At 40.2% G+C, this 14,940-nt stretch carries 11 protein-coding genes and 1 tRNA gene; 8 read left to right on the forward strand and 4 right to left on the reverse strand.

Going from position 1 to position 14,940, the window contains the following annotated elements; all coding sequences use genetic code 11:
• The first annotated feature begins 704 nt into the window (after positions 1-704).
• Positions 705-1,172 (forward strand): peptidoglycan-binding protein, encoded by a 468-nt coding sequence (locus FBB35_RS22385; RefSeq protein WP_174711473.1) that lies wholly within the window; start codon positions 705-707, stop codon positions 1,170-1,172.
• Between the two features lie 45 nt (positions 1,173-1,217).
• Here the strand turns inward: FBB35_RS22385 and FBB35_RS22390 are convergent, their stop codons facing one another.
• Together FBB35_RS22390 and FBB35_RS22395 are read right to left on the reverse strand one after the other, a co-directional pair.
• Positions 1,218-3,638, reverse strand: a complete 2,421-nt coding sequence (locus FBB35_RS22390; RefSeq protein WP_174713743.1) for a sucrose synthase — start codon at positions 3,636-3,638, stop codon at positions 1,218-1,220.
• Between the two features lie 1,189 nt (positions 3,639-4,827).
• Positions 4,828-4,900 (reverse strand) — tRNA-His (locus tag FBB35_RS22395).
• 124 nt (positions 4,901-5,024) lie between these two features.
• On the opposite strand from FBB35_RS22395, the gene FBB35_RS22400 reads away from it, so the two are divergent.
• From FBB35_RS22400 to cobA, 3 genes are all read left to right on the forward strand, one after another.
• The gene (locus FBB35_RS22400) at positions 5,025-5,408 is read left to right on the forward strand and encodes a DUF4359 domain-containing protein (RefSeq protein ID WP_174711474.1); all 384 of its coding nucleotides are present in this window, start codon (positions 5,025-5,027) and stop codon (positions 5,406-5,408) included.
• Between the two features lie 207 nt (positions 5,409-5,615).
• Positions 5,616-6,362: a sirohydrochlorin chelatase gene (locus FBB35_RS22405; protein WP_174711475.1), complete on the forward strand. Its 747-nt coding sequence runs from the start codon at positions 5,616-5,618 to the stop codon at positions 6,360-6,362.
• On the forward strand, positions 6,359-7,138 hold the full coding sequence (gene cobA / locus FBB35_RS22410; RefSeq protein WP_174711476.1) for a uroporphyrinogen-III C-methyltransferase: 780 nt from the start codon (positions 6,359-6,361) through the stop codon (positions 7,136-7,138). The genes FBB35_RS22405 and cobA overlap by 4 nt, the downstream gene beginning before the upstream one ends.
• A gap of 30 nt (positions 7,139-7,168) precedes the next feature.
• Here cobA and FBB35_RS22415 read toward each other — a convergent pair whose 3' ends face one another.
• Positions 7,169-7,789, reverse strand: coding sequence for a hypothetical protein (locus tag FBB35_RS22415; protein WP_174711477.1), 621 nt, complete (start codon positions 7,787-7,789; stop codon positions 7,169-7,171).
• Positions 7,790-8,215: 426 nt separating this feature from the next.
• Here FBB35_RS22415 and FBB35_RS22420 point away from each other — a divergent pair, with 426 nt between their 5' ends.
• The 3 genes from FBB35_RS22420 (at position 8,216) to FBB35_RS22430 (ending at position 12,182) form a co-directional block, all read left to right on the forward strand.
• The gene (locus FBB35_RS22420; RefSeq protein ID WP_174711478.1) at positions 8,216-9,184 is read left to right on the forward strand and encodes a homogentisate phytyltransferase; all 969 of its coding nucleotides are present in this window, start codon (positions 8,216-8,218) and stop codon (positions 9,182-9,184) included.
• A 3-nt stretch (positions 9,185-9,187) separates the two neighbouring features.
• Positions 9,188-9,670 (forward strand): M48 family metallopeptidase, encoded by a 483-nt coding sequence (locus FBB35_RS22425; protein WP_174711479.1) that lies wholly within the window; start codon positions 9,188-9,190, stop codon positions 9,668-9,670.
• Positions 9,671-10,040: 370 nt separating this feature from the next.
• Complete coding sequence (locus FBB35_RS22430) at positions 10,041-12,182, forward strand: ATP-binding protein (protein ID WP_254625663.1); 2,142 nt, start codon at positions 10,041-10,043, stop codon at positions 12,180-12,182.
• A gap of 209 nt (positions 12,183-12,391) precedes the next feature.
• On the opposite strand, the gene FBB35_RS22435 is transcribed toward FBB35_RS22430, so the two are convergent.
• Entirely contained in the window at positions 12,392-13,594 is a 1,203-nt protein-coding gene (locus tag FBB35_RS22435; protein WP_174711480.1) for an RNA-guided endonuclease TnpB family protein, read from the reverse strand.
• A gap of 112 nt (positions 13,595-13,706) precedes the next feature.
• Here FBB35_RS22435 and FBB35_RS22440 point away from each other — a divergent pair, with 112 nt between their 5' ends.
• Positions 13,707-14,936, forward strand: a complete 1,230-nt coding sequence (locus FBB35_RS22440; protein WP_174711481.1) for a tetratricopeptide repeat protein — start codon at positions 13,707-13,709, stop codon at positions 14,934-14,936.
• Positions 14,937-14,940: the final 4 nt, after the last annotated feature.

Raw genomic sequence — 14,940 nt, forward strand, 5'->3', positions numbered from 1 at the left:
CAGCATGTATCCTGCGATATAAAAGTGATTGATAAAAAGTTGATAACCCCCTCTAAAGGAGGACAAATTGTTTAAAATCAAGAGTTTATCATTATTGTCAAATGTTGCATTGATAAATGCTTAAAAAACAGACTCAGATAATTCACAGGATTTTTGCTGGTAGTAAGCTGTTACGCATTTAATTTGCACATTGAGACCGCAGGGGTGTAGGGGGGAGGGAGCAAGGGAGAGGGTTTGCAGCTTTTGTTACTGTGCTATTTAAAGGACGATTAGCTTATAAATATGCTAAAAGTAGCATCAGCATATCAAGCATGAGCCAAAGGTAACGAGAAAAATTTCTTTGATGGCATTCCCAGAGAATCATATAGTATGTTATTGTCTAAACCGTTGATTTAAATAGCATACTTTACAAGTTAGTGGCTTGATTGAAGATAAAAAAGGCACAAGACTAATAATATTAGTCTCATTAGATGGAATCGGAGGTGAGTAAATATGAGCATGATAATATTATCTGAAAAATTAGTACATGACTTTTTTATTTAGTCAGTATGTATTATCCTGAACAGCAGCAATGTTGTTAGTTAAAAGAAATATTGGTTGAAGTAAAATGAAATACAATGACTGAAATTGGCCTGATGATGACGGGCGTATTAACAATAAGACAAGCATTTGGAACCAATTTGCCACAATAGCAATTAGTTCAGATGGAAAATGACGAAAAGCAGTCAAAACAGAATGAGTCGGAGATAACTGCTCAAGTCACACCACCTGAATTTATGCAGACAAATGAGATTTCCCAGGCTTCTCCCTCAGTGATCGCACTAGAGAAAGGACATATACTTCAGAAAATCAGCAAAAATAATCAGTTCCTAGCTTCTTCTAACTTAGGTAAGTCTAAAAAGCATTCTCAGTCTGTAGGCCAAGTCCGCATAAAGGTTACAGGACGTTTCCAGAGGTTTAGTAGCCAACCGATGCCGACTCTTTATTTCGGTAGCTCTGGCCTTGCTGTCAGAGTCTTACAACGGCTGTTAGTGGCTAATGGTTATGCTGTAAGAGTGGATGGGATTTATGGCGCACTCACAGAAACTGCTGTCAAAGCCTTTCAAAACCAGCAGAATTTAGGAACAGATGGAGTCGTTGGTCAGCGAACTTGGCGGGCGTTGACAACTTAGTCATTTGTCCTTAAGCATAACAAATGACAAATGACAAATGACAAATTACCGATACTTGTGCTGCTCTAATAGTTGTTGCGCTCTTGGCTTGTAAATTAAATAGAATAAAGCCTCAAGATAACGTAACAAATCTTCCCGATTCTCCTTCGAGGTAAAGTTCCAGAAGCCATAAATCCGTGCTAATGATAACAGCTTGCTAGTATGAATTTTCCAAGTATAGGTGCTGTAAACTCGGTCAATTCCTCGCTGCGAAATTTCATTCCAATAATTAGAATTCTGTTCGCATTTCGTAATGAAGTCCACAATTTTTGTAGCTGTCTCATCTAAATTTGTTGGGTTAATCAAAAAACCATTAACCTTATCTTGAATAATCTCTAGTGGCCCACCAAACTGTGTGGCAAAAGTTGGCAATCCTGAAACCATCGACTCTAAAATTGTCAAACCAAAAGCTTCAAATAAAGCTGGTTGTACAAAAATTCCCTGATGATCGGCAATGACTCGGTAAATTTCACCAGAATCGGTTTTAGTTAGGCGCACACCCAGCCAACGAATCTTGCCGTGGAGATTGTACTCCTCAATGATTTGGTAGAGTTTGATAATTTCGTCACGTTCTTCGTTGTCGCCTGATTCCTCTACACGTAACTTACCCGCCACCAAAATTAAATTGCAATGCTCCTGTAATTCTTTACTTTGACCATAACATTCAGCTAAACCTGTGAGGTTTTTGATGTGGTCAAGACGCGCCATTGAGAAGAGAGGGCGCTTGTTAGGATCGTCGAGTTTGCCAAAGATTTGCGCGGGGTCTTCCAGAGTAAAGAGTGTTTCTGCAAGGCGTTGGCGATCGCTCTCGACTCTATCTTTAGTCCGGGTATAGGGAAAGTAATTATTTTCGTTTACTCCAGGTGGTACAACATTAAATTTGGGACTAAATAATTCAATACCATTGGTAACATGGTACAACTCCGGCATGGTGAAGCACTTATAAGACTCGTACTGTCCAACGCTATCCGGTGTTCCTACAATTTCTTGGTAGGTGCTGCTGACAACAAAATTGGCTGCATTCATCGCAATCAAGTCAGCTGTGAATTGCAATGAAAAATGATATTTATCCTCTAATTCTTGCCAGTAGAGGTTGCTGAACAAGTATTTAGATTTTTCCAAAGCATGGGCAACATTGCATTGGGTAACTTTTAGCCGTCGCGCTAGCAAGAATGCTATTAAATTCCCATCAGTATAGTTTCCAACTATTAAGTCAGGTGTGCCGTGGAATTCTGCCCGTAGTTCTTTTTCTGAGTCAATGGCGAAAGTTTCTAGATAAGGCCAAAACTCAAACCGGGAAATCCAGTTTTGAGTCATGTTAGGATTAAATTCCCGCAAAGGCACTCGCAAAATCCAGGCATTTTCGGTACCGTGGACTTTTTCTAGCCGTTGATTACAAAGAGTACCATCACTATTGGGAATCAAACGGGTAAGAATAATTACCTTTGGCTCAACATTCAATTTCTCTAAACCAGCTAGCAAAACATCTTCTTGTAGTTGCTTCTCTAGGCTCTTAGCCTGGTCAAGGACGTAAACAACCTGACCGCCAGTATCGGGACGGCCCAACACTCCCTCTTGCCCAAACCAGCCGTGAGCCGACACTAAGACGATTCTAAAAATCATCGGAACACGAGAAATGAAGGCTTCTAAGGTCTGGGGGTCGGCAGAATCAATCAATTCATCGAGAATATTTAAAGTTTCCCGCACGCGTGCTGCGGTGTTACCCCAACCTGGCTCAAAACCCATTGACTGCAATTGGAACCGGAATTGTTCGTAGGGTTCATCTTCGGGGCGATTATTAACAAAGCCGATAGCTTTCTTAACTTGCTCTGAAAGTTGCTGTTGTGATTGAATGCGATCGTTAACTAGCAGTTGGACACCGTTGTAATGGTGCAGGCGCAAGAAATTTAATAGGCTGTCCAGCAATTGCTTGGAGTCTTGAAATATTTTGCTGGATAAATAGCGGTTGAGAAATTGTACCCCTTTCCCAATATTTTTGGGGTCGCGGATGATTGGGGTGTAGTCGTAAAATGGGCCAAAGTCCAATTCTAGCAAGTCGCCGTCGTTGGGATGAAATTTGTTCACCAAGCGATCGCGCAAATCCAGCAAATCCTGTACGGTCATCGGCTGAATGCTCAAGTCTGATGTCAACCAATAAACTTCTTGGCTAGCAATCTTCGAACGGATGATGAAACAGAAGTTGGAATCTTCTTGAATAATTTCCTGAGTATAGTAAATCAGTTTGCCTAACTCAGAGGTAGTGTAATAAGCCTCTGGTTTCTGGGACTTTGAGCAATACTCACTATATACATTGAGTATGTCATTCCGCAGCAAGTACTTCTTTTCTTGTTGGCGTAATTCACTAAGAAAGGAACGCAAATCACTTCTTTCTTCACTATCTAAGACTGCTTGAAGCAATTCAGACATGGCAACTCCACTAGATGACGATGTTTGCATTGTTGATTTTCAAGGCGAGACTAAATAAGCCTCTACCTTTTGTTAGACCAGATATAAACGCGAAATAATACAGATAAAAATGATTTATCTGTGTGCCTATAAGTATCAAATCATCAGCAGGTACTTAAATCAGGTTCTACTTTACTCAAAGTATCTATGACTCAGTATTTTTGGCTCTAACTAAAGGAATACAATTTTTATTTCTTTTGACAGATGTTATGAAAAAACTTCATAGTAATTTAGGCGCAATCTCTTGTGCCTTAAAATTATTGATTTAATCTTTACTATATAATTTATTCGCGTATATATGATGATTATCAGACCGATATATCAAGATTTAGCTAAAAACTTCTGTAGCGCTTGTAAATCAATACTTTTTTGGTTTCCCTAAGATGCTAATATTTATTTTTTTAGTGGTGTAGATAATATATTATGCAATTTTGATCGTTGCCAAGATTCTGAGAATTTAGATATAGATAATTCTATTGCTATTATCTATATCTAAATATATGAAACAAAAGTTAACAATGTATTTTTAACATAAACTATAATAAATTAAAATCAATTTTTGTTTAAATATAGACTAATAATTATTTGCATTAGTTATAGTTTAAGCAAAAGTTGTTTAAGTAGGGTCTGTTTATATGGCTACTAATACACCTAAGTTAATAGCTTCTGACCACAGTATAGGCAACATTTTGATTACCTCTTTGCTGGTCTTTTGTGGGCTGACTTTTATCATTCTTCTAGGAATTTTCTAACGGCTAAATGTGCGTTCAAAAACTGCTGAGACTAAAATTCCTGACTTTTCTAAAAAGCCAGGAATTTTAATATAAATAGTTAATTTATTCGAGATTGACGAAAAAGGTTTATCAAACTTTCTGCACTATCGATGTTGCTTAGATATGTACTTCTGCAAAGAAGCAACATCTTGTAGAAGAGAAGTGAACATTGCACACTTAATTTTCTTTTAGCAAGTAGATTTGCTTATACACATAAAAAAATTTATAAGATAATCTTATTAATTAGTGCAGAATTGTTACCCTTCCAAGTTCATTAACTTGTAGGTGACAGTTACTTGCTAAAGTAATGGTTATGAATTCTCACAACCGCAACCCATCTCTTATAAGAACTTATGGATAGTTATAAAATCATATAGGGCGAACGACGGGACTCGAACCCGCGAATGGTGGTACCACAAACCACTGCCTTAACCACTTGGCTACGCTCGCCATTCAACAATTTGAATTATAGCAATAATTTGGCAAACGATCAAGAGTTTATGTTCAAGGAACGGACTCAACTGATTTAGAGTCTCTGAAATTTAACGATTACAATGTATTTTACTTGGCAAACATGAAACCCCTAACCATCATTGCATATACTGGAGCAGCAGCAGGACTCGCCGCCTTGGGTGTGACAATGGCAAAGACTAATCCCAGTCAGGTTGAATATGAAGAATATGCAGTGCAACGGTTGACAGAATACTTAAAAACCGATGTATGCAAAAAAACCACAAATATTATAGAAAATTTAATCCATTTTAATTGTGATAAGTTGGTTGACTCAGCTAACCCACAAATTCAAGGAATTATTGCCAGGACTACAGAAAGACAAAATTATATGATTTTTAGCATTTACCGTACAGATTTAAAAATAAATTCTTGGATACCTTCTTACAAATTTGAAACAGTGGGAGCTTTTGATCAATTTTATACATACACTGCCGAAGAACAATAAGGCAAGAAGCAGGGCAAGCAGAAACTGATAGTCATGTTGGATATAGGAATTGAGTAATTTGATTTTTGGACTTTCCTATAAAAGTGATTAATAATACTTGTACTTAGTAATTGATAATAGTTTCAATAATCACCCAAGTACTTATTACCAACAGCTTAATATTAAGTAAGATATGAGAATTCGTTATTGAGAGTTCAAGCTTTGCCGATGTCATCTGCCTATCTGCTAGTATCTCACGGAAGTCGCGATCGCCGCCCAGAAGTTGCTATGCATCAACTAGCAAAGCTGGTATGCAACAAATTACCAAACAACTACAACCCATCAAGTAGTGAACATCTGGTTGGCATAGCTGCTTTAGAAATGAGTCCTCAGCCTTTACATGAGCAGATTCAACAATTTGCTAAGAGCGCTTTTGGCGGACACAAACCATCTCAAAACGAGAATCGCCTTAAAATTGTACCGCTATTCCTACTGCCGGGAGTGCATGTGATGACAGATATTCCTGCCGAAGTAGTGCTAGCGCAACAGGCTATTGGTCAAGATATCATGATTGAGTTGCAGCCACATTTAGGTTCTCACCTCAATTTAGAGAAATTACTGGCCAAGCAAATATCTACTATTAAAGCAGAAGCATGGATTCTGTTAGCTCATGGTAGCCGTCGCCCAGGTTCCAAAGAAACTGTGGAAGCAATGGCGGCGAATTTGTCAGCAGTGGCTGCTTATTGGGCTGGGCCTCCTAGTTTAGAATCACGGGTGAAAGAGTTAGTAGCCGCTGGTTATAGCGAAATTGCAATTTTGCCATACTTTTTATTCGCTGGTGGAATAACTGATGCGATCGCGGCCTCCATAGAGGAGCTAAAATTACAATTTTCTGCGGTGAATTTTCAGTTGGCAGAGCCACTGGGAGCAAGTGCAGAATTAGCCGAGCTTATTTGGGATTTAACGGATAGATGAACCGCACAGAAAAACAGGAGAACGAGTATTTGGGAAAGGTTTATTTAGTAGGTGCGGGGCCAGGAGATCCAGGATTAATAACCCTGAAGGCGAAGGGTTTGTTGGAATGTGCAGATGTAGTTATCTATGATGCCTTAGTGAGTCCGGCAATTCTGGCAATGATTAATCCCCAAGCCGAACAAATTAACGCTGGTAAGCGCAGGGGGAAACATTCGCTGTTCCAGGAAGAAACAACTCAATTACTGATTGAGAAAGCGCAGGATCATGCAATTGTAGTGCGGTTAAAGGGTGGCGATCCGTTTATCTTTGGTCGCGGTGGCGAAGAGATGGAAGAATTAGTCAACGCTGGGATATCAACTGAAGTTGTGCCCGGTATCACATCGGGTATTGCGGCGGCGGCATACTCTGGTATACCTTTAACTCATCGGCTGTATAGCTCATCAGTGACATTTGTAACTGGTCATGAAGCTGCGGGTAAGTATAGACCGAAAGTGAATTGGAATGCGATCGCGCACGGTTCTGAAACCATTGTAATTTATATGGGAATTCACAATCTCCCTTATATTGTGGAACAGTTAAGTGCTGCTGGGTTGGATGTAGAAACGCCCATTGCTTTAGTGCGCTGGGGTACGCGCCCAGAACAAGAAGAATTGATTGGTACTTTAGAGACAATTGTAGAACAGGTAGAGCAAATTGGATTTGGTGCGCCTGCGATCGCAGTCATTGGACAAGTAGTCAATATGCACAGCATTTTGTCTAGTTGTCGTCCAGTTTGATGGCTGGCGCAAAAGTGAAATGAAGTGTTTTTAAGTTTCTCGAATCCAAAATGCCAATCCTCCTCCACGGCCGCGAGCTGCAATGAAATCTTTCGTCACTAAAAAGAAGGCAAAGAAGGGTAATTGAGCTATGGGCTGGTTGTAGAAATCTTCTGTTTGAACTTTACCAGAACGAATTGGTCTGTTGTAAACAACACGACCAAACAGACTGATAAGCAGCTGGTTAAAGTCAAACGCCAATAAATTTTTCTTACCTGTATATTGCACTGGTCCTGTGAGCTTTAATAAAACTGGCCCCAATTCAACCTGATTACAAATTTCGCCTCTATCTGAATCCTGTTCTAAAGTGGCATTAAAGGAAACATGGATTTTTATAAACTTGGGTACATACAAACCCTTGCCTAATACAATTCCTCCATGTTCTCTGGCTTTCTTAGTACCAGTGGCAAAGCAAAGTTCCCATTTACCTAGAAGAGATTCAAAGGGATAAGTTAAATGTTGCTGCTTGGCAGATTTTTCTGATTGTAGCAACGCATTGACTAATCTTTCAGCAATAGGGCGTGTATTTTTTTGTCGTCGATATGCAGATACCGCCTGTGATAGCACGGTAACAAAGTCAAATTTGGCTACAGGTGTCAAATTAGCTGTCATAATTTAACTATTTCTTTGCTTTTCTGATAGATTGTAGCGTCATAGAGAGTCAGAATTGCATATTGAGAAGAGAGATTTTTATAATCGGTTGTTAGATTTTTCGCGATTGAAAGTCTTCCATAAGGTAGGTTAATTATAAGTCCCCTAGGTGTAACTGGTTTTTGAGTAGGGTTACGGCCAAATGTGCCTACCGCTACCTCTCCTACAAAAGCTCTTGTTAATGACCAAATTCTGTGACAATGGTTAACAATCTGACAATTCATGCAATATGGAAAAGTTAATGCGGAACCTAACGCCCCAGCTTTTGTAGGGAATGGGAAAATTCAAAGTCTCTCAAGAGGAGGAGAGAGGAATGAAAATAAGGTTTTCCAAATTTTCTGAAAAGTCAGAGTTAACAATAAGCCGGAATCTGAATTTAAGGTACTCATGAGCCAGAGTTCTCAAAACAGCCCTTTGCCACGCAAACCTGTTCAATCATATTTCCACTGGTTATACGCTTTCTGGAAATTCTCTCGCCCTCACACGATTATTGGTACAAGTCTGAGTGTGTTGAGTTTGTATTTAATTGCTATTGCCACTAGTAATAATACTGCTTCTTTATTCACTACTCCCGGCTCTCTAAGCCCTGCCTTCGGCGCATGGATTGCTTGTCTATGTGGCAATGTTTACATCGTAGGGCTGAATCAATTAGAAGATGTTGATATTGACAAGATTAATAAACCTCATTTACCGTTGGCATCAGGTGAGTTTTCTCAACAGACGGGGCAATTAATTGTCGCGTCTACTGGGATTTTGGCGCTAGTTGTGGCGTGGCTAACTGGGCCATTCTTATTTGGTATGGTAGCAATTAGTTTGGCCATTGGTACTGCTTATTCTTTACCGCCAATTCGTTTAAAACAGTTTCCCTTTTGGGCGGCGCTGTGTATTTTTTCGGTACGCGGCACGATTGTTAATTTAGGATTGTATTTGCACTATAGTTGGGCACTTAAACAAAGCCAAACAATTCCGCCTGTGGTGTGGGTGCTGACATTGTTTATTTTGGTGTTTACCTTGGCGATCGCCATCTTTAAAGATATCCCAGATATAGAAGGCGATCGCCTCTACAATATTACTACTTTCACGATTAAACTAGGGCCCCAAGCTGTGTTTAATCTAGCTCTTTGGGTGATAACTGTCTGTTATCTAGGGATAATTCTGGTTGGGGTGCTACACGTGGCCTCAATTAACCCCATCTTTCTGGTGATTGCCCATTTAGGGCTGTTGGCTTGGATGTGGTGGCGGAGTTTGGCGGTAGACTTACAAGATAAAAGTGCGATCGCTCAATTCTACCAATTTATCTGGAAACTCTTTTTTATAGAATATCTGATTTTTCCTATCGCCTGCTTTTTGGCTTAGACAATGCTAGAAACCTTTCCTACCAGTTCTATTATCGCTACTTTTGTAGTTGTTTTGAGTTTGTCAATCCTGGGCTATTTCGCTTGGAAAACTTTGATTACCTCAGACTTGTTTCAAAAAGGAATCAATCTTGCTCAAGCCAAAGATTACCAAGGTGCAGAAGCAGCGTTTCGCAAAGTGATTTCTCTCAACTCTACTAATGATGTGGTGCGCTTGTTTTTGGGAGATGTTTTAAACCAGCAAGGCCAAGTAGAGGAAGCAACAGAATTATTCCGGGAAGTGATTCACCGCAGTCCAAAAAATCCCGATGCTTACTTGCGTCTGGCCAATATTCTTATGCAGCAGGAGCGAGAAGAAGAAGCTAAAACTAACCTACTACAAGCTAAAGATTTATTGCAAAAACAACGCCAACCTGAAAAAGCTAACAAAATCAGTCAAGTGTTAGATAAAATGAGTATTAAGTCAAGTCAATCTGAAGTTGAGTGAGAATTGCAGAAATTCAATTTTCCTGTTGCGTCTCCTAATTTTTTACCATTCCCATCATTATTTTGGTGAGAATGGTTTTATTTTGGAATTATTCAGTTTTTCCTGTAATTATGTCCGCAGTTTCCGTCAGTTTGATTGATGCAAAAACCCTTTACAACTCTCTTCCCTTTGCACTCTTTGTGTCCTAACCTGCGGGTTCGCTGAAAGCGTTCTCGTAAGAATAGCCGCTCCGCGTCTATGCGGTTCGTTTACTGATTCTCTTATTCCTATTTTCAGACAAGATAAAAGTAAATTTCAAACGTGCAAAAAACTTGGGCTAATTAAAGGCATTTAGCAGTAGATTTTATAGATTCAAAATAATCCAATATTTATGTCAGACTTTATATCAGAATTGTGGACTAACTTTTTTACATCAGGATCGTTTATTCCACATGGACATTGTTATCTATGGCAAACGAATTTAGTTTGGTTACATATATTATCTGACGCGTTCATTGCACTAGCTTATTATTCGATTCCAGCTACCCTATTTTACTTTGTTCGTAAGCGGCAGGATTTACCCTTTTATTGGATATTTTTGCTGTTTAGTGCATTTATTGTGGCTTGCGGTACCACTCATCTAATAGAGATTTGGACACTTTGGCATCCCACTTATTGGGTATCAGGGTTTGTCAAAGCAGTAACTGCCATTATATCTGTAATTACAGCAGTACAACTTGTATCTTTACTTCCACAAGCATTAGCACTTCCTAGTCCTGCTCAAATAGAACAAGCAAATCAAGAACTTCAAATACAAATAGCCGAACGCTTACGGGTAGAAAAGGAACTGCGAAAATACCAGAATCATCTCGAAGAAATGGTTGCTGTTCGCACCAATGAAATTACCAAAACCAACGAGCAATTACAACAAGAAATTCTTGAACGCCAACGAATTTTAGAAGTTCTCCGACAAAGTGAAGAACGTTATCGTTATCTAGCTGAGGCAATTCCTCAACTTGTATGGACAACTAATGCTAACGGCGAATGTGATTTTTTTAATCAAAACTGGTGTGAATATACTGGGTTAACTTTAGAGCAATCCTTGGGTTCTGGTTGGTTAGCTGCATTGCATCCAGATGATATCCAAAATGCTGATGAAGTATGGTCTAATGCCGTAAAAAATAGCACTACATATAACAATGAATATCGCTTCAAACGGGCTTCTGATGGTTCCTATCGTTGGCAGCTAGCGCGAGGTTTACCACTCAAAGATGAGCAAGGTATTGTAGTTAAATGGTTTGGAACATGTACAGATATCCACGAACAAAAACAAATACTTGAAGAACGGGCGCACTTACTGGAATTAGAACAAATCGCACGAGCTAAAGCAGAAACAGCCAATCGAATTAAAGATGAATTTCTAGCCGTCCTATCTCATGAATTACGCACTCCACTAAACGCAATTCTTGGCTGGTCAAAATTATTGCAAAGTCGTAGGTTAGACCAAGCAAAGACATCGGAAGCACTAGCCACAATCGAGAGGAATGCAAATTTACAAGTTCAACTCATCGAAGACTTGCTGGATATCTCCAGAATTTTACAGGGCAAACTGACGCTGAATATTACGAAGATTAACCTAGAGTCTACCATATTGTCGGCACTAGAAACAATGCGTTTAGCGGCAGAAACAAAGTTAATTGAGGTAAGTACAGTATTTGAACCGGATGTGGGACAAGTTATGGGCGACTCGACTCGTTTGCAGCAAGTCGTCTGGAATCTCCTTTCTAACGCTCTCAAATTTACACCCAAGGGAGGAAAAATAGAAGTGCGATTAGAGCAAGCCGATGCTTATGCTCAAATTATAGTTAGCGATACAGGTAAGGGAATCAGCCCTGAGTTTTTGCCATTCGTCTTTGATTACTTCCGTCAAGCAGATAGCACCTCTACGAGAAATTTTGGTGGATTAGGATTGGGGTTAGCAATTGTGCGTAATATCATCGAAATACATGGCGGTATAGTCAAAGCTAAGAGCGAGGGTGAGGGTAAAGGGGCAATATTTACTGTTAGTTTGCCGCTTCTGCCAGATGAAAGCCGAAGCCTGACGGATAGAGAAAACTGTGCTGTATTCTTAACTTCTAACTCCTTACCCCTCAGTGGCATCCGAGTTTTAGTTGTAGATGATGATACTGATTCACGAGATTTTATTGCTTTTGTACTAGAGCAAGATGGGGCTTTTGTGATTGCGGTATCTTCCGCTTATGAAGCATTACAAACCCTAGCACTGGTAAAGCCAGATGTCTTAGTCAGCGATATTAGTATGCCTGAGATGGATGGCTATATGTTAATACATCAAGTGAGAACTTTGACACCAGAACAAGGTGGACAAATTCCAGCAATTGCCTTGACTGCCTTTGCTAGAAACGATGACCAGCAAGAAGCGCTAACAGCTGGGTTTCAAATGCATTTATCCAAACCTGTTAACCCAGAAGAATTAATTGCAGTCATTACTCGAATTGTCGAAACAAAAGTGTAAATAATTACTTAGTAAACAACTTTTTACTCGTAATAAAGCCTCATATTTTGTATGCAAATGGACAATTAGATGAGAATCCACTTGTATCAAGTTAGGCTAATAACCTATAATTCCTGCTATAACTATGCCAAAGCTATACAAGTCGATATTATATATAAACCAAGCAGTTGACATCCTCACCGACCACTAGGATGCGGTGATTCCAAAGATCACTTTTTGGGTTTCCTCTTTCCACGACTCGGCTTACATTGAGGAGTTTCCCCACCAATGCAGAGGTCGATGTCTCCAGAGGCGTTGAGCGTTCCCGTGTGCCCCACGGTACGTAGTCCAAGCTCAAGTATGTTCCGAGCGGCATTCCAGTCTCTATCCAACACAAACCCACAATGTTGACATTCATGAGTTCTTGTACTCAAAGACTTTTTGACAACTTCCCCACAGTTAGAGCAGTTCTGGCTAGTGTCGTAGGGTGGAACAGCAACAGTCACCACACCAAACACTTTGCCGAAATACTCCAACCAATCACGAAAAGCCGACCATGCCGCGTCAGTTATAGACTTGGACAACTTTCTATTTTTAACCATGTTCCGCACCATCAAATCCTCATAAGCAACCAAGTCGCTAGACTGGATAACGCATCTTGCCAGCTTCACGGCAAAATCTTTATGCTGCCTACTTACTTTGAGGTGTTTACGAGCAAGTCTAGAAATAGACTTAGCTCTATTTTTAGAACCCTTTTTAGTCGAGGACATTCGGTGTTGCAACCGTTTCAAAGACTTCTCGCTTTTACGCAGGTGTCGGGGATTTTCAACTGCTTGACCACCCGAATCGGTGTAGAAATGGGAAAACCCAACATCCAACCCAATGGTAATACCTGTTGGCTCTCGTTTTTCAACCCGCTCAACATCAAGGCAGAATTGAGCGTAGTACCCATCAGCACGACGAACAACCCGAACTCGCTTAATTTGATTCAACTGGTAGAAATGCAAATCACGGGTTCCCCACAACCGGAAACTCCCTGCTTTGAAACCATCGGTGAAAATAATAGTTTGCCTATCATCCGAAAGCTTATAGCCTGTAGTTTTGTATTCTACAGAACCATGTGTTTGATGCTTCTTAAAGCGTGGGAAACCCTTTTTAGCTACATTCTTCTTGCTATTGTCATAGAACCGAGTGATTGCCGACCAAGCCCGTTCAGCACTAGCTTGTCGTGTCATCGAGTTGAGGTTATTAGCAAAAGGGAAATCCTTAGCCAAAACAGCGCAATAAGCGCTCAACTCATACTTCCCAATTCCTTTGTTATCCATCCAGTAGCGAAGACAAGAATTACGGATAAAACGAGTAGTCCGAATTGCTTCATCAAGCTTTTCGTACTGCTCATTACTACCCTTAAGTTTTGCCTCAAATACAAGCATGGTTAAGCTGCTATACCTAGCGTAATTATACCATAGCTATGAGCAATAATCATGAGGAAGCCGTCGTAGAACGACGGGGCTTTAGACCCATTTTTTTGGTAAGGTAATAAAAATGCTGAAAAACAAGAATGTACTAGTAGCAGCTATTATCTGCTTGTGTTTGAGTAATGACACTACTGCTTTTGGTAAAGATGTTGGCGTTGTTTTATCAAAAATTCCAGACTCAAATCGAGCAGCACTTCCTGGCAACAAAAACGCAGTTGCTAAGTTTGAGCAAGGAAGCAATTTATACAAACAAGGAGATTTCAAAGGAGCAGAGGCGGCTTTTCGCAAAGCCATTGAACTTGAACCCAACTTTGTGCAAGCTTATATTGCTTTGGCAAATACTCTCGACGATCAAGGCAAACCCCAAGAAGCGATCGCACATTACAAAAAAGCCATCAGCCTCGATCCTCATGACTCTGGAGCCTACTTTAATTTGGGTTTGACTTTAGCAAGGCTCAATCAGTTAGAAGCTGCGATCGCCCAATATAAAAAAGCCCTCAGTCTTGAACCCAACTATGCAGACGCTCACTATAACTTAGGAAATGCTCTCTACGCTCAAGGAAAGCTAACCGAAGCAGTCACCGAATATACAGCAGCTATTCGCCTCAAACCCAGTTATGCCCCAACTTACACGCGTCTGGGAAATGCTCTGTACGATCAGGGTGAGTTAGCAGAGGCAGTGACTCAGTACAAAAAATCCATTAGCTTCGATCCTAAGTATGCAGACGCTCACTATTACTTAGGAAATGCTTTGTATGCTCAAGGAAAGTCAGCAGAAGCGATCGCCGAATATACAGCAGCCATTCGCCTCTCTCCAAAAAATCCCGCAGGTTATAACGCTTTGGGAAATACTCTCTACGCTCAAGGCAAACTAGAAGAAGCGATCGCCCAATACAAACAAGCCCTCAGCCTTGAACCCAACTATGCAGACGCTCACTATAACTTAGCAAGCGCTTTTTACGCTCAAGGCAAGCTAACTGAAGCGATCGCAGACTATACCGAAGCGATTCGCATCGATCCAAAACACGCACAAGCCTACACAGGTTTGGCAAATGCGATGGACGATCAAGGTAAACCCCAAGAAGCGATCGCACATTACAAAAAAGCCATTAGCCTTGTACCCAACGATGCCTTCACTTACTATAATTTGGGCATCACTTTAGGAAGAGAACAACAGCTAGAAGAAGCGATCGTTAATCTCAAAAAAGCCAAAGAGTTATTCCAAGCTGAAGACAACAAGGAAATGGTTGAGCAAGTCGATCAGCTAATCCAAAAAATTAATATCCGAACGAATTGAATTA

It is taken from the genome of Nostoc sp. TCL240-02, assembly GCF_013343235.1.
Classification (GTDB): Bacteria; Cyanobacteriota; Cyanobacteriia; order Cyanobacteriales; family Nostocaceae; genus Nostoc.